General features: G+C 72.5%; 19 protein-coding genes. 9 read left to right on the forward strand and 10 right to left on the reverse strand.

What is annotated here, in order from left to right:
- The first annotated feature begins 82 nt into the window (after positions 1 to 82).
- Positions 83 to 457: a hypothetical protein gene (locus ABL310_RS05065; protein WP_349370611.1), complete on the forward strand. Its 375-nt coding sequence runs from the start codon at positions 83 to 85 to the stop codon at positions 455 to 457.
- Here the strand turns inward: ABL310_RS05065 and ABL310_RS05070 are convergent.
- Positions 454 to 1464: a hypothetical protein gene (locus ABL310_RS05070; protein ID WP_349370612.1), complete on the reverse strand. Its 1011-nt coding sequence runs from the start codon at positions 1462 to 1464 to the stop codon at positions 454 to 456. The genes ABL310_RS05065 and ABL310_RS05070 overlap by 4 nt on opposite strands.
- A 71-nt stretch (positions 1465 to 1535) precedes the next feature.
- Positions 1536 to 2666, reverse strand: a complete 1131-nt coding sequence (locus tag ABL310_RS05075) for an Mrp/NBP35 family ATP-binding protein (RefSeq protein ID WP_349370613.1) — start codon at positions 2664 to 2666, stop codon at positions 1536 to 1538.
- Positions 2667 to 2813: 147 nt separating this feature from the next.
- Here ABL310_RS05075 and ABL310_RS05080 point away from each other — a divergent pair, with 147 nt between their 5' ends.
- Positions 2814 to 3308, forward strand: coding sequence for a pyridoxamine 5'-phosphate oxidase family protein (locus tag ABL310_RS05080; protein ID WP_349370614.1), 495 nt, complete (start codon positions 2814 to 2816; stop codon positions 3306 to 3308).
- Between the two features lie 98 nt (positions 3309 to 3406).
- Entirely contained in the window at positions 3407 to 3961 is a 555-nt protein-coding gene (locus tag ABL310_RS05085) for an exonuclease domain-containing protein (RefSeq protein WP_349370615.1), read from the forward strand.
- 119 nt (positions 3962 to 4080) lie between these two features.
- Here the strand turns inward: ABL310_RS05085 and ABL310_RS05090 are convergent, their stop codons facing one another.
- The 6 genes from ABL310_RS05090 to ABL310_RS05115 form a co-directional block, all read right to left on the reverse strand.
- Positions 4081 to 4716, reverse strand: coding sequence for an ATP-binding cassette domain-containing protein (locus tag ABL310_RS05090; protein ID WP_349370616.1), 636 nt, complete (start codon positions 4714 to 4716; stop codon positions 4081 to 4083).
- Positions 4713 to 6407, reverse strand: a complete 1695-nt coding sequence (locus tag ABL310_RS05095; protein WP_349370617.1) for an ABC transporter permease — start codon at positions 6405 to 6407, stop codon at positions 4713 to 4715. Before ABL310_RS05095 ends, ABL310_RS05090 begins: the two co-directional genes overlap by 4 nt.
- A gap of 57 nt (positions 6408 to 6464) precedes the next feature.
- On the reverse strand, positions 6465 to 7700 hold the full coding sequence (locus ABL310_RS05100; protein ID WP_349370618.1) for an ABC transporter substrate-binding protein: 1236 nt from the start codon (positions 7698 to 7700) through the stop codon (positions 6465 to 6467).
- A 104-nt stretch (positions 7701 to 7804) separates the two neighbouring features.
- Complete coding sequence (gene proC, locus ABL310_RS05105) at positions 7805 to 8632, reverse strand: pyrroline-5-carboxylate reductase (protein WP_349370619.1); 828 nt, start codon at positions 8630 to 8632, stop codon at positions 7805 to 7807.
- A gap of 25 nt (positions 8633 to 8657) precedes the next feature.
- On the reverse strand, positions 8658 to 9161 hold the full coding sequence (locus ABL310_RS05110; RefSeq protein ID WP_349370620.1) for a YbjN domain-containing protein: 504 nt from the start codon (positions 9159 to 9161) through the stop codon (positions 8658 to 8660).
- Between the two features lie 311 nt (positions 9162 to 9472).
- Positions 9473 to 9736 carry an accessory factor UbiK family protein gene (locus ABL310_RS05115; protein ID WP_349370621.1) on the reverse strand — a complete coding sequence of 88 codons (264 nt, stop codon included), beginning with the start codon at positions 9734 to 9736 and terminating at the stop codon, positions 9473 to 9475.
- A 211-nt stretch (positions 9737 to 9947) separates the two neighbouring features.
- Here ABL310_RS05115 and lgt point away from each other — a divergent pair, with 211 nt between their 5' ends.
- Genes lgt through pgeF form a run of 3 tightly spaced genes read left to right on the forward strand, consistent with a single transcriptional unit; the run spans position 9948 to position 12671 of the window.
- Positions 9948 to 10811, forward strand: a complete 864-nt coding sequence (gene lgt, locus ABL310_RS05120) for a prolipoprotein diacylglyceryl transferase (protein WP_349370622.1) — start codon at positions 9948 to 9950, stop codon at positions 10809 to 10811.
- The gene (locus ABL310_RS05125; protein WP_349370623.1) at positions 10808 to 11884 is read left to right on the forward strand and encodes an SAM-dependent methyltransferase; all 1077 of its coding nucleotides are present in this window, start codon (positions 10808 to 10810) and stop codon (positions 11882 to 11884) included. The genes lgt and ABL310_RS05125 overlap by 4 nt, the downstream gene beginning before the upstream one ends.
- Positions 11885 to 11900: 16 nt before the next feature.
- Positions 11901 to 12671 carry a peptidoglycan editing factor PgeF gene (gene pgeF, locus ABL310_RS05130; protein ID WP_349370624.1) on the forward strand — a complete coding sequence of 257 codons (771 nt, stop codon included), beginning with the start codon at positions 11901 to 11903 and terminating at the stop codon, positions 12669 to 12671.
- Here pgeF and ABL310_RS05135 read toward each other — a convergent pair.
- The gene (locus tag ABL310_RS05135; protein ID WP_374730368.1) at positions 12661 to 13449 is read right to left on the reverse strand and encodes an SDR family oxidoreductase; all 789 of its coding nucleotides are present in this window, start codon (positions 13447 to 13449) and stop codon (positions 12661 to 12663) included. The two genes, pgeF and ABL310_RS05135, sit on opposite strands and share 11 nt — an antisense overlap.
- Positions 13450 to 13486: 37 nt before the next feature.
- Complete coding sequence (locus tag ABL310_RS05140; RefSeq protein ID WP_349370626.1) at positions 13487 to 14587, reverse strand: AbrB family transcriptional regulator; 1101 nt, start codon at positions 14585 to 14587, stop codon at positions 13487 to 13489.
- A 154-nt stretch (positions 14588 to 14741) separates the two neighbouring features.
- On the opposite strand from ABL310_RS05140, the gene yihA reads away from it, so the two are divergent.
- From yihA to argB, 3 genes are all read left to right on the forward strand, one after another.
- Positions 14742 to 15449 carry a ribosome biogenesis GTP-binding protein YihA/YsxC gene (gene yihA / locus ABL310_RS05145; protein WP_349370627.1) on the forward strand — a complete coding sequence of 236 codons (708 nt, stop codon included), beginning with the start codon at positions 14742 to 14744 and terminating at the stop codon, positions 15447 to 15449.
- A gap of 6 nt (positions 15450 to 15455) precedes the next feature.
- Positions 15456 to 15815, forward strand: a complete 360-nt coding sequence (locus ABL310_RS05150) for a DUF423 domain-containing protein (RefSeq protein ID WP_349370628.1) — start codon at positions 15456 to 15458, stop codon at positions 15813 to 15815.
- Positions 15816 to 15889: 74 nt separating this feature from the next.
- On the forward strand, positions 15890 to 16819 hold the full coding sequence (argB, locus tag ABL310_RS05155; RefSeq protein WP_349370629.1) for an acetylglutamate kinase: 930 nt from the start codon (positions 15890 to 15892) through the stop codon (positions 16817 to 16819).
- Positions 16820 to 16833 lie beyond the last annotated feature (14 nt).

The raw sequence follows: 16833 nt of genomic DNA on the forward strand, positions 1-16833 counted from the left end.
GAAAACGCCCCCCGGCGCCGTCGAACGCGCCGGGGGGCGTCGCCGTTGGGGTGGCGAGAGACGAGGCACAGGAGCGCCAGCCATGTCGAGCCGCTACGAGGACGGTCCCCCCGCCTACCCTTACGATCGCGTCGACGAGGGGTTCTCCGGCCGCCGCGCCCGGGTCGCGGTGCAGCACGCCGCATCCGCCGCGCGCCCCTATCGGCGCACCCGCCGCCTCGGCGCCGCGAGCGTCGGCGCCACCGCGATCGGCGCGTTCGCCGTGGGGGCCTGCGCCGTCGGCGCGCTCGCCATCGGCGCGCTCGCGATCAATCGCATGGCGGTGAACAGGATGGCCCTGCGCCAGGGCCACATCCAGTCGCTGACGATCGACGAGCTGCGCGTGCGCCGCCTGCGCGTCGACCGCCAGGACGGCCCGGAGCCGGTGCCGCGCTACGCCGCGATGCGGCGGGCCTAGACGACCGCCGTCGGGGCTATGGCCGGGATGTGACCCATGATCTTCTCCGCCACCGGCTGGAAGCCCCACGAGCTCGGATGAATCTCGTCGGCCCAGCCGCCGACATTCGTGTTCGTCCCGCGCAGGTCGGCGACGGCGACGCTGGATCCCGCCAGCGGAAGCAGCACCTCCTCGTAGAAGCGATTCACCAGCGCGGCGACGATCTCGCGCTGCAGCCTGTGCGATTCGATTCCGTGCTCGCGCATCGGATCGGCGAGCCAGCGTCCCCGGAACAGAAAGCGCAGATCGAGGAAGGCGCCGCTGGGAATGGCGTGGTCGTAGCCGTGCAGGACGATCGGCAGGGCCGGCGCCCGGCTTCGCACGAGCCGGATGAGCGTCTCGAACCGCGCGCGCACCGTCGCGAGCGCCCGATCGACCTCGCCGGTTCTCACGAAATCCACGGCCTTCATGCCGGGCGACGGCGGGGCGAGCAGGCGCCGCAGGACGGACGTTTTGCGCCCGTCCGGGCCGATCTCGGTCCCCAGGATGTCGTTGCCGCCGCCGGAGAAGACGAAGGCGACGTAGCTGTCGTCGACGCGCGACAGGGCCTCCTCGAGCTCCGCCCCGGCTTCGGTCATGCGTGAGAGCAGGTCGCCGGCTTCGCTCAGGCAGTCGGGAAGATAGCCCGCCTTGGCGATCCAATCGACGATGTCCGTCAGGAGCGGATGCTGGTTCCAGGAATCGCCTTCGCAGAGAACCACCGGCCGGCGCGGGTCCCGCGCCCGCTCGCGGTCGAAGACGCGCCGGCGCTGGTTACGCTCCGCCCGGATCAGGTCCGTCTCGATGCCGCCGAACCCCGTAGCGACCACGTCGTCGAGAAGCCCGGCGTGAAGGTGGCGCGTCCTGATCGCCGGTCGAAACGGATCGGACGCCGGCTCGTCCACCTCGACGTAAAGCAGGAGTTCCCTGAGGTCGGCGTAGGGGTTCTGTCCCAGGCGGACGATGTCCTCGGCGGATCGGGGCGTCACGGCATCCTCCCGACAGGCAGGATGCAAGACAAGACACCAGACGTGGCCTCGCGCCAGCGAAGTTTATCGCCTCACTCCCACACGATCTTCGGCGCGGCCCGGACCCGCCCGCCCGCGAGCCCCTCCCACACCTTCTCCGCGATGCCGCGATAGACCATCGCCTGCGGCCCGTCCGGGTCGAGCGCCGTCACCGGGCGGCCCGCGTCCGACGTCTCGCGGATGGTCATGTTGAGGGGCACCTCGCCGAGGAAGGGCACGCCGAGCTTGGCCGCCTCGTCGGCCGCCCCGCCATGGCCGAAGATGTGCGACGTCTCTCCGCAATGCGGGCAGACGAAGGTCGCCATGTTCTCGACGATCCCGAGGATCGGCACCTCGGTGCGCTTGAACATGGCGACGCCGCGCCGCGCGTCGATCAGCGCGAGGTCCTGCGGCGTCGAGACGATGACGGCGCCGGCGAGCGGCGTCGCCTGCGCCATGGTGAGCTGCGCGTCACCGGTGCCCGGCGGCATGTCGACGACGAGCACGTCGAGCTCGCCCCAGGCGACCTCGCGCAGCATCTGCGTGATGGCCGACATCACCATCGGCCCGCGCCAGATCATCGGCGTCTCTTCCTCGACCATGAAGCCGATGGACATCACCTTGACGCCGTAGCCGTCGAGCGGCTCGAGCGTGCGGCCCGAGAGCACACGGGGCTTGCCGTGCAGGCCGAAGAGCTTGGGCATGGACGGGCCGTAGATGTCGGCGTCGAGGATGCCGACGCTCAATCCCAGCGCCCGCAGGCCGAGCGCGAGATTGCAGGCCGTCGTCGACTTGCCGACCCCGCCCTTGCCTGAGGCGACGGCGATGACGTGCTTCACGCCGGGAATCCCCTGCGTCTTCGCCTGCGGCGGGCTCGCCGGCCGGCCGGGCTGGACGCCCGCGCGGGACGGCGGCGTGGAGGAGGGGCCCTTCGGCACCGGCCGGTCGGCGGTGAGCGTCGCGAGCACGGTGCCGCCGCGGGCGACCGTGCGCGCGGCCTCCTCGGCCGCCTTTCGCACGCCCTCCATCGCCTGGGCCTCCGTCGGGTCGATGGCGATCGAGAACATCACCCGCCCGCCCTCGACCACCACGTCGGAGAGGCGGCCGGAGGCGAGGAGGCTCTCCCCGCTCGCGGGCAGCTTCACGGCGGCGAGCGCCTGCAGGACCTCTTCTCTCGTCGTCACGGCGTCTCGCTCCCTCGCATTCGTCTCGTCGCGCTGATGTAGGGCCCCGCGGCGCGGCGGCGCAAGGGTGCGCAAGACCGGGACCGAACCAAACGCGGCGGGGAGCCGTTTTCCGGGGGACGGATCACACCCGAACGGGAGACTTCCATGCATACCGACCCGAAGGCCCGCGAGAAGCTCTACGACCTGATCAAGGACATCCGCGTGGCGATGATGACCACGGTGGAGGCCGACGGCTCGCTGCGCTCGCGCCCGATGTGGACGCAGAAGCCCGACGCCAACGGCGATCTCTGGTTCATGACGCGGCTCGACTCGTCCAAGACCGCCGAGATCGGCCGCGACCACAAGGTCGGGCTCGCCTTCTCGGAGCCGGACGACCAGAACTACGTCTCGATCTCCGGCCACGCCGAGATCGTGCGCGATCGCGCCGTGATCCACGAGCACTGGCAGGAGACGATGCGCACCTGGTTCCCGAACGGCAAGAACGACCCGGACCTGGCGCTGATCAAGGTCACGCCGGAATACGGCGAGTACTGGGACGCGCCGTCCTCGACCATGCTCCACGCCTACGGCTACGCCAAGGCGGCGATGACCGGCAAGCCGCCCCACCGCCCGGGCGACGAGGCGAAGGTCGACCTGTGACGGCTGCGGCCTAGCGTCTCCCTTGTTTCCCCGGGCCCGCCCAGGCTAGGCAGACGGTCCAGCCAGCGCGAGCCCGGGGGCGATTCGTGGATTATTGCGTGCTCGACGTGGAGACGGCGAATTCCGATTGCGGCTCGATCTGCCAGATCGGAATCGTCTGCGTCTCGGGCGACGTCGTCGTCGAGGAGCACGTCACGCTGGTCGATCCGGCCTGCGCCTTTTCCCACTGGAACATCCGCGTCCACGGCATTCGGCCGGAGGACGTCGCCGGTGCGCCGTCCTTCGCGGCGCTGCACGCCGATCTGTGCGAGCGCCTGACGGGCCGCCTCGTCGTGCAGCAGGGCGGTTTCGACAAGACCGCGATGGAGCGCGCCTGCGCGGCCTGCGCGCTGCCGGCGCTGGACGCGATCTGGATCAACAACGTCTCCGTCGCCCGCCGCGCCTGGCCGGGGCTGCCCGGCTACGGCCTCGCCAAGATGGCCGCGCGCTTCGGGCTGACGTTCCGCCACCACGACGCGCTCGAGGACGCGCGCGTCACGCAGGCGATCTTCGCCCGCGCCGTGGCCGAGACCGGCATCCTCCCGCACGAATGGCCCGAGCGCCTCGCGCCGGCCCCGCGCCGCAAGCGCGCGTCGGCGACCGCGGCGCAGTAGGCCGGCGGTTCCTTTTTCGACGAGACGACGAGACCAGCGTCCGCGCGCTTCGGGGCATGCGCTCGTGCGCATGCGCGATGGCCCGGTCCCGCGCCGCGTGAGCCCGGGCGCCGCGCGTGTCACCCCACCGCGACCACGCGCCCGCCGGCGGCGTCGGCGTCGGCGGCGTCGTGGGTGACCATCAGGGTGGGGAGCCCGCGGGCGCGGGCGCGGGCGAAGACGAAGGCGCGCACCTCCTGGCGCAGCGCCGCGTCGAGCTTGCCGAAGGGCTCGTCGAGGAGAAGCGCGCGCGGCTCGGCGAGCAGCGTGCGCATGAGCGCGACGCGCGCGCGCTGGCCGCCTGACAGGGTCCCCGGGTCGCGATCGGCGAAGCCGTCGAGGCCGGCCTGGGCGAGCGCCTCCTCGACGATGGCGCGGCGCCGGGCCTTGTCACGCACGCCGGCGCGCAAGCCGAAGGCGAGGTTGCCGCCTACCGTCAGATGCGGGAACAAGAGGTCGTCCTGGAACAGGATGCCCACCGCCCGCTTCTCCGGCGGCATGTGCGTGACGTCGAGCCCGTCGAGCAGCACGCGCCCGCGCGCGGCGAAGACCTTCGGCAGGAAGCCGCCGACGAAGGCGAGCAGCGTCGACTTGCCCGAGCCCGACGGTCCCATCACCGTCACCACCTCGCCCGGAGGAACCTCGAGCGACAGGGGGCCGACCAGCGGGCGGCCGTGGAGCGCGATCGCGACGTCGTCGAGGACGAGGCCCTTCATGCGGCGACCCTCCCCCGGCGGGCGGCGAGGAGGCCCGGGCCGGCGAGCGCGGCGGCGTAGACGAGGAGCGGCAGCGCCGCCTGGAGGAAGGCGGTGACGCCTACTACGCGCCGGTCGGCGCCCGAGGAGAGGGTCACGGCTTCGGTGGTCAGCGTCATGATGCGTCCCGCGCCGGCGAAGAGCGTCGGAAGATAGAGCGCCACGGAGACGGAAAAACCCACGGCGAACGCGGTTCCGATCGGCCGCGCCAGCATCGGCAGCTTGACGGCGAAGAAGGTGCGCCACGGCTTCGCCCCGAGCCCCGCGGCGATGCGGGCGTAGCGCGGATCGAGGGCGCGCCAGGGGTCGGCGAGCGAGAGGAAGACGTAGGGCAGCACGAAGAGCAGGTGCGCCCAGATCACGGCGAGGAGGGTGGCGTCGAGGTCGAGGCGCACCAGGGCCACCTGCGCCCCGAACAGGAAGGCGATCTGCGGCACGAGGAGCGGCAGGTAGAGCAGCCAGAGCGCGCCGGCGCCGGGCTTCAGGTCGCGCCGCGCCTCGTTCTCGAGGCAGGCGAGGGTGAGGGCGAGCGCGATCAGGGTCGCGGCGGCGGCGACGAGGGCGGTGGTGCCGACGAGATCGATCATGGTCGGCGCGGCGCGAGTCCAGGTCCGCAGCGAGACGGCGGGGGGGAGGGCGTCCGGATAGCGCCAGCCCTCGGCGATCGACCAGAGCGCCATCACGGCTATGGCGGCCAGCACCAGGACGCCCGACCCGATCGCCCCCGCGCCGCCGAGCGCCAGCGCCGGCCCGGCGAGGCCGGCCCGCGCGCCGCGGGCGCACCAGGCGCGGTGGAGGCGCTTTCCCGCGATCTCGGCGAGGCGCCACGCCCCGATCCCGGCGACGACGACGAGGAGCTGCAGCGTCGCCGCCGCCGCGGCGGCGGGATAGAGCGCGAGGTCGTAGCTCGTGAACCAGCGCATCGCGAGGACCGCGAGCGGCGGCGGCGTGCCGGGCGCGAGCACGAGCGCCATCTCGACGTTGGAGAGCGAGAAGGCGAGCACCGCGTAGACCGGCAGCCGGATCTGCCGGTAGACGGCCGGCAGCACGACCTTCGCCCAGGCGGCGAGCGGCGCGTAGCCGAGCGCGCGCGCCGCGGCCAGCGCCTGCGCGGCGCGGACCTGGCCCTGAGCCGCGAGCACCATCAGGACGAGGAAGGCCGTCTCCTTCACCGCGAGGCCCGCGACGTAGGAGAGGCCCGCCGGGTCGCGCACGATGGCGAAGGCGGGCGGGCGCTCCCAGCCGGTGAGCCAGGGCGAGACGGCGCGGGCGAAGAAGCCGGACGACGCGATCAGGAAGGCGAGGCCGATGGCGACCGCCACGTGGGGCGTGGCCAGGAGCGGCGCGAGGGCGCGCTCGAGGCGCGCGATTCCGGGGTGCGTCGAGGCCAGCGCGGCGAAGCCGCAGGCGAAGAGGAGGGAGAGGGCGGTCGCCAGCAAGCCCGTGGTCAGCGTCAGTCGCAGCGAGGTCGAAAAGCCCGGCTGGGCGACGAGGTCCCGCCACGGGTCGAGCGAGAGCCGCGTCTCGCCGAGCGCCGGAAAGACGCCGAAGGCCGGCGCGAGCGTGCCGAGAAGCCCCGCGCCGATCGGCACGAGGAACAGCGCGAGGGTGAGGCCCGGCGCGAGGCGCAGGGGATCGGGGCGGGCGGTCATGGGTACGCGATCATGTGCGTCGACTGCCATGTGCGCGACAGCCTCCCGAGCCCCCCATCACCTCGCGGTCCGGCGCTCCCAGTCCTCGACGAGGCGGGTCATCCAGGAGGGGTGCGGCTCGGGGAGGACGCGGACGAGCTCCTCCGGGGCGGGCATGGCCGGATGGGTGTCGGTGACGTCGAAGGCGGCGCGCTCGTCCGCGGAGAGCCGCGCGAGGTCGAGGACGGTGAAGGAGCCGAGATGGGCGGGGTCCTGGGCGCGGGCCTGGGCCTCGGGCGACATCAGGAAGTTCGAGACCACCATCGCGCCCTCCTTGTTCGCGGCGTTGTAGGGGATCGCCACGAAGGAGGTGTTGCCGATCGTGCCCTCCTCCAGGAAGAACACGCGGGTCGTCTCGGGCAGGCGGCCCTGGATCGCGCCGGCGGCGGCCTCGGCCGGGTTGAAGGTGATCGCGATGTCGATCTCGCCGTCGGCGAGGAGCTGGTTCTGCGCCGGCCCGCTCTCGGGAAACTCGCGGCCCGCGCGCCACAGGTGCGGGCGGATCTCGTCGTACCAGGACCAGAGCGGGGCGGTCACGGCCTCGTAGAGCGCGTCGGTCGCGGGCTCCTGCAGCACGCGCGGGTCCGGCGCGAGCTCGTAGAGCGCCTGCTTCAGGAAGGTCGCGCCGAGGAAATCGCGCGCCGTCGGGTGAGTAAGGCGGCCGGAATTCGCCGCGGCCCACTCCGCCATCTCGGGGACGGAGGAGGGCAGGGCGGCCGCGTCCGAGCGCTCCGCGTCGTACAGGTAGGCGACCTGCGCGACGCGCCAGGGCGCGGCGAGGCCCTCCACCGGCACGGTGAAGTCGACGACGTTGGACGGCTTGTCCTGGGTGTCGACGAGGGCGAAGTTCGGCAGCGCCTCGACGAAGGGGCCGTAGAGCAGACCCTGGTCCTTCATGGCGAGGAAGTTCGGCCCGTTGATCCAGACGAGATCCACCGCGCCGCCCTCGTCGCGCCCCGCCGCCTTCTCGGCGACCACCCGGGTGACCGCCTCGGCCGTGTCGGAGAGCTTGACGTGAACGACGGAGACGCCGTGCCGAGCGCGCATCTCCCGATCGACCCAGGCGATGAAGTCGTTGGTCGCGGGATCGCCGCCCCAGGCGTTCCAGTAGACCGTCTGCCCCTGCGCCGCTTCGGCGATGTCGGCGAAGTCGCGGACCTCGGGCGCTCCCTGCGCGAGGGCCGGCGCGGCGGCGAGGAGCAGTGCGGCGGCGACGGCGGTCCGGCGGGTGTGACGCCACGGGGCGCGGTGCATGGAGACGTCCTTCTCTCGTTTCGCTCTGAGAGTATACGGAGCGGAGACGGCGGACGTTACAAGAAAGCGGCGGCTTTTTTCCGTCGCGGCGCGACGGCGCGCCGTCAGCCGGACAGCTCCTGCGCGCGCCGCTTCGCCGCCGCGACCGTCTCGCGCATCAGCGCGGGCAGGCCGTTCTCGTCGCGCTGCAGCACGGCGAGGCCGGCCGCCGTCGTGCCGCCCGGAGAGGTGACGTTCTTGCGCAGCGTCTCGGCGGGGAGATCGCTCTCGCCGAGGAGCGCGCCGGCGCCGACGACCGTCGCGCGGGCGAGCCGCATGGCGAGGTCCGCCGGCAGCCCCGCCGCGACGCCGGCCTCGGCCAGGGCCTCGACGAGCGCGAAGACGTAGGCCGGCCCCGAGCCCGAGACGCCGGTGACGGCGTCGATCAGGCCCTCGTCGCAGACCCATTCGACGAGGCCGGACGCGCGCAACAGCGCGTCGGCCACGGCGCGCTGGGCGTCGTCGACCGCCTCGTTGGCGTAGGCCCCGGTCGCGCCCCGGCCGATGGAGGCGGGCAGGTTCGGCATCGCGCGCACCACGGCGCCGGCCTCGGGGAGGGCGGTGCGCAGGTTCGCGACCGTCTTGCCGGCGAGCACCGAGACGAGGAGCGTCCCCGCCCCGACGAGCGGCCGGATCGCCGGCGCGGCGCCCTCCAGCATCTGCGGCTTGATCGCCAGCACCAGCACGTCGGGCGCGACGCGGGATTCGTCCGGCGGGTTGAGGATCACGCCCGCGCGCTCCGCCAGAGCCGTCATGGCGGGGGAGACCTGCGGGTCGTAGACGCTCACGGCGGGACCGGGCAGACCGGTGTCGAGCCAGCCTTCGAGCATGGCGCCGCCCATCTTGCCCGCGCCGACCAGGGCGAGGCTGCGGGGCATTCCGACGTCGGGCATGAGGGACCTCCGGGTGACGAGCCGATCAGGCCTCACCTTCGGTCTCGAACAGCACGCTGTCGAGGGCCTCGCGCGCGGGCTTGCCGGCCCAGATCACGAACTGGAAGGCCTGGTAATGCCGCTCGCAGGCCTCGACCGCGGCGCGCATCAGCATCTCGCACTGCTCGCGGCGCGGCTCGGCGCCGCCGGTGAGCAGCAATGCGTGGCGGAACATGACGACGCCCTCGCCGGCCCACAGATCGAAGTGCCCGACCCAGAGCTGCTCGTTGATCATCGAGACGAGCTGCAGAATCTCGCCGCGCCGGCGCTCGGGCACCCGCAGGTCGAAGGCGCAGGCGACGTGCAGCGCCTCGACGTCCTCGATCCAGGTGAACGCGACCTGGTAGTCCGCCTGCGCCCCGCGCACCGCCACCGACATCTCGTCGAGCTCGGCGCGGTCGAAGGTCCAGTCGCGCGAGGTGGCGACGCGCTCGACCACGTCGAGGGGATGCTCGGTGCGATCGGTGTCGATGAGGAGGAGTTCGGTCATGTCGTTCCGCTTGGCGCCCGGGCGCGAGAGAGGGTCGAGACGTCGTCTGTGCCGAGAGGAGTGAGGGCGAATACGCAGCCGCAAACCGATGCCGACGGTGAATCGGCGGCGCCGCCTAGACGAATCCGTCCCGGGGGCCGCGAATCACCTCGCTCTCGACTTTAACGCGCCCGACTCCCGTCTTGCAAAGTGGTTCGACCGTCGAAGATTCGGCCCGAACGGACAAGAGTCCGCTCACCGCTTGTCCACACCGAAGCGGAACGGCGTGCGCGGCGGTTTGACTCAGGGGGCGGAAGGAGGTGCGCGGCCGCTCAATCCGGCCGGCTGGTGAGCTTGACGATGCGCGCCTCGAGGTCGGCGACCTTGAGGGCGAGCTTCTCGGCCTCCTCGCGGGCGGCTACGGCGATCTCGCGGGTCGCCTCGTATTCCTCGCGGGAGACCACGTCCATGTCCTTGACGATGCGCTCCAGCTGGGCGCGCATCACCGCGTCGATCTCGCGCCGCACGCCGCCGGCGGCGCCGGCCGCGTCCGAGAACAGGCGGGAGAGGTCGTCGAGAATGCGGTTCTGGTTCATGGGTCGCCGTCCTTGTCTGCGCCGTGTTCGGTGTCGCGCGGCGTCTGGATGGCCGCGCTCCGTTACATGGCGCGCGCCGGCGCGGGACGCAACGGGGCCGGCACCCGATGATCACGCCGCGCCCCACCCTTGACGCCCCCGCCGAAACCCGCCACGTCCCGACGATCCGATTCGGACCCGCGCCCCTCCGGGCGAGACAGGCGAGCGACGCATGCCCTTCCCCGACATCGACCCGGTCGCCGTCGCGATCGGCCCCATCGCGATCCGCTGGTACGCGCTCGCCTACATCGCCGGGCTCGCGCTCGGCTGGTGGGGCGCGCGGCGGCTCGCGGGGGCGGACCGGCTGTGGGGCGGCGTGAAGCGGCCGACGCCGGTCGCGATCGACGATCTCGTCGTGTGGGTGGCGATCGGGCTGATCCTGGGCGGGCGGATCGGCTACGTGCTGTTCTACAACGTCGAGGCCTATCTCGCGAACCCGCTCGAGATCCTCGCCGTCTGGCGCGGAGGCATGGCGTTCCACGGCGGGCTGATCGGCGCCGTGGTGGCGATGATCCTGTTCGCCCGCACGCGCGGCCTGCCGTTCCTGCCGATCCTCGATCTCGTCGCCGTGGTGACGCCCATCGGCCTGTTCTTCGGGCGCATCGCCAACTTCATCAACGGCGAGCTCTGGGGCCGCCCGGCGCCGGACTTTCCCTACGCCGTCGTCTTCCCCTATGCGGGCGACGTGCCGCGCTATCCCTCGCAGCTGTTCGAGGCGGCGGGGCAGGGGCTTCTCCTGTTCGCGGTGATGCTGATCGCGGTGGCGGTCGCCGGCTTCCGCAAGCCGGGCCTTCTCGCGGGCGTGTTCGGCATCGGCTACGGCGTCGCGCGCATCGCGACCGAGTTCTTCCGCGAGCCGGACCCTCAGCTCGGCTTCCTGTTCGGGCGCGAGGTCGATGCGCTCTCGGGCGGCGTGACCATGGGCATGCTGCTCTCGCTTCCGCTCGTTCTCGGCGGTATCGTGCTGGTCTTGATCGCCCGCACCGGCGCAACCCGGCGCGGCGCGGCCGTGGACAGGGAGGCGCCATCCGCATGACCGAGCTCGAGCGCGAGATCCGCACGATGATCGCGGCGGAAGGGCCGATCCCCGTCTCGCGCTACATGGCGCTCTGCCTCGGGCACCCCAGGCTCGGCTACTACATGACCCGCGACCCGATCGGGATGGCGGGGGATTTCGTCACCGCGCCCGAGATCAGCCAGATGTTCGGCGAGCTCGTCGGCCTGTGGGCGGCGCAGACGTGGATGGATCTCGGCAGCCCGTCGCCCTTCGCCCTCGTCGAGCTCGGGCCCGGGCGCGGCACGCTGATGGCGGACGCGCTGCGCGCGGCGCGGGTGGCGCCCGGCTTCCTCGACGCGGCGCAGGTGCATCTCGTCGAGACGAGCCCGATCCTTCGCGAGAAGCAGCGCGCCACGCTCGCAGGCGTCCCCGACGGCCGGATCGCGTGGCATGCGGGCCTCGAGGCCGTGCCGGACCTGCCGCTGATCGCGCTCGCCAACGAGTTCTTCGACGCCCTGCCCGTGCGCCAGCTGGTGCGCGACCGCGGCGCCTGGCGCGAGCGGCTCGTGGGGCTCGACGCCGACGACCGCCTCGCCTTCGGGCTGTCGCCCGACGCCGATCCGTCGATCCCCTACGACGCGCCGGAGGGGCAGGTGCTCGAGATCGCCGCGGCCGGCATTCCGGTGATGCGCGCGCTGGCCGGGCGGATCGTCGCCGCGGGCGGGGCGGCGCTCGCCATCGATTACGGACACGCCCGCACCGGCTTCGCCGACACGCTCCAGGCGGTGCGCCGCCACGCCTTCGCCGATCCGCTGGAGGATCCCGGCGAGGCGGACGTCACGGCGCATGTCGATTTCGCCCAGCTCGCCGCCGCGGCCCGCGAGGCGGGGGCGCTCGTCCACGGCCCGGTGACGCAGGGCGCCTTCCTCGAGGCGCTCGGGATCGAGGCGCGGGCGCGCGCCCTCGCCGCCCGCGCCAGCGCGAAGCAGGCGGAGGAGATCGGCGGCGCGCTCCAGCGCCTCGCCGGCGAGGGGGAGGACGACATGGGCGTCCTGTTCAAGGCCATGGCCGTCACGCATCCGGGCCTGACGGCGAGCCCGGGTTTCGGCTGACGACGAAGAGGACCGCATGCTCATCCAGTCCGAGGCGCTGTCGCGCGACCCGCGCATCCGTCACGCCTTCTTCACCCGCGAGGGCGGCGCGTCCGAGGGGCTCTACGCGAGCCTCAACGGCGGGCTCGGCTCCGGCGACGACCGGGCGCGGGTGCTCGCCAATCGCGCCCGCATGGCCGAGCGCGTCGGCGTCGCGCCGGACGCGCTGGTGAGCGTGCACCAGATCCACTCGCCCGACGTCGTCGTCGTCGAGGCGCCGTGGGCGCAGGACGCGCGGCCGAAGGCCGACGCCATGGCGACGGACCGGCCCGGGATCGCGCTCGCCATCCTCACGGCGGATTGCGGGCCCGTCCTGTTCGCGGACGGGGAAGCCGGCGTGATCGGCGCGGCCCATGCCGGGTGGCGCGGCGCGCTCGGCGGGGTGGTCGAGGCGACGGTCGCGGCTATGGAGCGCCTCGGCGCGCGGCGCGAGCGGATCGCCGCCGTGCTCGGGCCCACGATCTCGCAGCCCGCCTACGAGGTGGGGGCGGAGCTGCGCGACGCCGCCCTCGCGGAGGACCCCGCAGCGGAGCGGTTCTTCGCGCCCGGCGCGCGGGAGGGAAAGCTCCAGTTCGACCTGCCGGGCTATATCGGCGCGCGCCTCGCCCGCGCCGGAATCGGCGCCGCGCACGACCTCGCGCGCTGCACCTACGCGGAGGAGGCGCGGTTCTATTCCTACCGCCGCGCCACCCATCGCGGCGAGCCGGATTACGGCCGGCTGGTCTCCGCCATCGCGCTCACTCCCTGATCCCGACGACGTCCGGCGTCTCCCAGGCGAGGTGCTGGCCGGCGTCCAGCGCCAGCATCTGGCCGGTCACGCTGCGGGCGCCGAGGAAGTACATCAGGGCCGCGCAGACCTCGTCCGGCGAGGAGGAGCGCTCGAGCGGCGTCGCCGCCGCCTGCTTGGCGAAATCGGCGTCGCCCTGGCGCGGGCTCGCGAGCGTGGGGCCCGGCCCGATGGCGTTGACGCGGATGCGCGGCGCGAGGCCCTGCGCCATGGTGCGCGTCGCGGTCCAGAGCGCCGACTTGGCGATCTGGTAGGAGAAGAACAACGGCGTCTCCTTCCAGACCCGCTGGTCGAGCACGTTGACGATCAGCCCCTCCGCCTCCGCCGGCAGCTGTGCGGCGAAGTCGCGCGCCAGGATCAGCGGCGCGGTGAGATCGACGGCGAGCGTGCGGTGGTAGCGGGCGAGATCGAGGGTCTCGATCCGATCGTCCTCGAACTCGCTCGCGTTGTTGACGAGGAGGTCGAGGGGCCCGAGCGCGGTCGCCGCCGCCTCGATCATGCCGGCGACGGCCTCGGCGTCGGAGAGATCTGCCTGCACGACGCTCGCGCGCCCGCCGGCCCCCCCGATCGCCTGCGCGAGCTGCTCGGCCTCGACCACCGACGCGTGGCAATGGATCGCGACGCGATACCCCTCGCGCGCGAGGCGCTCCACCATCGCCCGCCCGATCCGCTTCGCCCCGCCCGTCACCAACGCCGTCTTCACCGTCGCCACCTCGTCTTCGCGAACCACGAAGCGCATACGCGCGCCGGGACGTGCCGGATCCGCGGCCGGCGTCTCACGTCCCGCGACGCATGCGCGCCATCAGCGCGAAGACCGGCGCGGCGCCGGCCATGACGAAAACGATGCGGATGATGTGGTGGGCCGCGACGAAGGCCACCTCCGTCTGCACCGCGATGGCGACGAGGCTCATCTCGGCGAGGCCGCCCGGCGAATAGGCGAGGATCAGCGGCACCGTCCCGATCCCCATCACCCGCCCCACCACGATCGCGAAGGCGAAGGTGAGCGCGAGGAGGATGACGGTGGAGCCCACCGAGAGCACGAGGATGCGCAGGATCTCCCGCGGCGGCGTGCCGAGGAAGCGCGCGCCGATCGTGACGCCGAGCACGACCTGCGCCGCCGCGACGATCTCCACCGGCGGCTTGAAGCCGCTGATGCCGGTGACGTGGACGAGCGCGCTCACCAGCATCGGCCCGAGCAGCACGGCCGCGGGCAGGCGCAGGACATGGCCGAGATACGCGCCGGCGAAGCCGCAGACGACGATCCAGACCTCCGCCGAGAGCGGCGCGTCCCAGATCGAGGGGCCGGCGGAGGCGCGCGCGCCCAGCGAGACGCCCTCGACCCATTGCACCAGGAAGGGCAGCGTCATCACCACGAGGAGGATGCGCGCCGAATGGATCAGCGCGATGGTGCGCCCGTCCCCGCCCCTGGCCTCGCCGACGATCACCATCTCGACGAGCCCGCCCGGCATGCCGGAGAAATACGCCGTCGTCGGGTCGAAGCGGGCGACCTTGCGGAAGTAGACGACGCAGGCGAGCCCGGCGGCGGCGACGAAGAAGGCGAGGCCGATCGTCGAGATCACCCATTCGTCGAGCCGCCCGAGCACGTCCGGCGTGAAGGCGGCGCCGAGCATCACGCCGATGACGGCCGACATCGGCGGGCGCACCACGGCGGGCGCCGCGATCGGCAGGCGCAGCAGCGCCGCCAGGGTGCAGACCGTCATCGGGCCCAGCATCCACGGCAGCGGCAGGTTCGCGCGGTAGAAGAGGTATCCGCCGACGAGCCCGAGCCCGAGGGCGGCGGCGAACTTCGGGTAGGGGAAGCGCGAGGGCGCCATCTTCGCGAAGCCGCCGCGAAGCTCGCCGAGAAACGTTCCCACCCGCGCGCCTCCTCTCCGTCCCGTGGATTTTCCCTCCTACCCGAGCCGCGGGGGAAAGGCACGGGGCGTTTCTGCGCAGCCGCCTTGACCGAGCGACATGGCCTCTGTCGTGCTCCCCTTGCGCGAAGCGCGCGCATCCCCCATCAACACCGCCATGAGCGACACGCCAGACACCTCCCCCGCGCCCGAGCTCGCCGAGCCGGACTATGCCGAGCCCGGCCGCAAGATCTTCGCGCGCGAGGCGGCCTTCCGCACCGCGGCGGACAAGTCCGACTCCCTGCCGGGCATGGAGGGGCTGGAGATCGCCTTCGCCGGGCGCTCCAACGTCGGCAAGTCGAGCCTCGTCAACGCGCTCACCGGGCGCAACACGCTGGCGCGCACCTCGCATACGCCCGGGCGCACGCAGCAGCTGATCTTCTTCGACGTCGGCGGCCTGTTCACGCTGGTCGACATGCCGGGCTACGGCTACGCGGCCGTGTCGAAGCAGAAGGTCGCGGCCTGGACGCAGCTCGTGCGCGACTACCTGCGCGGGCGCGCCAACCTCGCCCGGGTGCTGGTGCTGGTCGACGCGCGCCACGGCCCGAAGCCGAACGATGCCGAGATCATGGACATGCTCGACAAGGCCGCCGTGTCCTACCAGGTGGTGCTCACCAAGGCGGACGCCCCGAAGAAGACCGAGCTCGACGCCGTGATCGCCCGCACGAGGGAGCAGATCGCGCGCCGCCCCGCGGCCTATCCCGAGATCGTCGTCACCTCCTCGCGCACGGCCGAGGGCGTCGCCGACCTGCGTGGGGCCATCGCGCGGCTCCTCGCCGAGCGCGGCGTGGCGCTGCCGGCGCCGCCGTCCCGGCCGGAGGCCTGACACGCCATGGCCGAACGCCTGCTTCTCGCGCTGGGCGCGCTCGCCGGCCTCCTCGGCGTCGCCTTCTCGGCCATGGCGACGCACCTGACGGGCGCGGGCACGCTGGAGGTCTCGGCCTCGTTCCTGCTGTTCCACGCCGCGACGCTGGTCGGGCTCGCGGCGCTCGTCCTGGGCGGGCATGTCGGCCGGAAGGCGGCGCTGCTCGCGGGCTACGTCCTGGTGGCGGGGCTCGCCCTGTTCTCGGGCGACCTCGCCCTGCGGGCCCTCGCGGGCCGGGCGATGTTCGCCAACGCCGCGCCCACCGGCGGCGTTCTGCTGATGATCGGGTGGATCGTATTGGGGGTTGCGGCCTTCCTGCGGCGCTGATCCGTCGCAAAACCGTCGGAGGAAAGGGCTACCCTTGATCTCCGTTTCAGATTAGACACGCACGCCGACACGAGATGTCACAGCCTGAGGTAGATGCCGCCATGACCGAGCCAACGCCCTCCGCCCTCGAGCGCGCCGAGATCCTCGTCCAGGCGCTGCCGCACATGCAGCGCTACGACGAGGAGGTCGTGGTGATCAAGTACGGCGGCCACGCCATGGGCGACCAGGCGGCGGCGGAGGATTTCGCCGAGGACATCGTGCTGCTCGAGCAGTCGGGCCTCAAGCCCATCGTCGTGCACGGCGGCGGGCCGCAGATCGGCTCCATGCTCGAGCGCCTCGGCATCAAGAGCGAGTTCCAGGCGGGCTTGCGTGTCACCGACAAGGCGACCGTCGAGATCGTCGAGATGGTGCTCGCCGGCTCCATCAACAAGCAGATCGTCGGCTGGATCGCGGCCGAGGGGGGCAAGGCCATCGGCCTGTGCGGCAAGGACGGCAACATGGTGCATGCCCGCAAGGTGACGCGCACCATCGTCGATCCGGATTCCAACATCGAGCGCGTGGTCGACCTCGGCTTCGTCGGCGAGCCCGATCACGTCAACCGCGCGGTTCTCGACGCCGTGCTGAAGTCGGAGCTGATCCCCGTCCTGGCGCCCGTCGCGGTGGGCGACGAGGGCCACACCTACAACGTCAACGCCGACACCTTCGCGGGCGCCATCGCCGGCGCCATGCACGCCAAGCGCCTGCTGCTGCTCACCGACGTGCCGGGCGTGCTCGACAAGAACAGGCAGCTCATCCCGGAGATGACGGTGGAGGACTGCCGCCGCCTCATCGCCGACGGCACGATCACCGGGGGCATGATCCCCAAGGTCGAGACCTGCATCTACGCCATCGAGCAGGGCGTCGAGGCGGTGGTGATCCTCGACGGCAAGGTGCCGCACGCGGTGCTGCTCGAGCTGTTCACCGACCACGGCGCGGGCACGCTGATCCGCCGGACGCGAGGATGACGAGGGTGCGCGGC

This window comes from Salinarimonas sp. (assembly GCF_040111675.1).
In the GTDB taxonomy this organism is placed as follows: domain Bacteria; phylum Pseudomonadota; class Alphaproteobacteria; order Rhizobiales; family Beijerinckiaceae; genus Salinarimonas.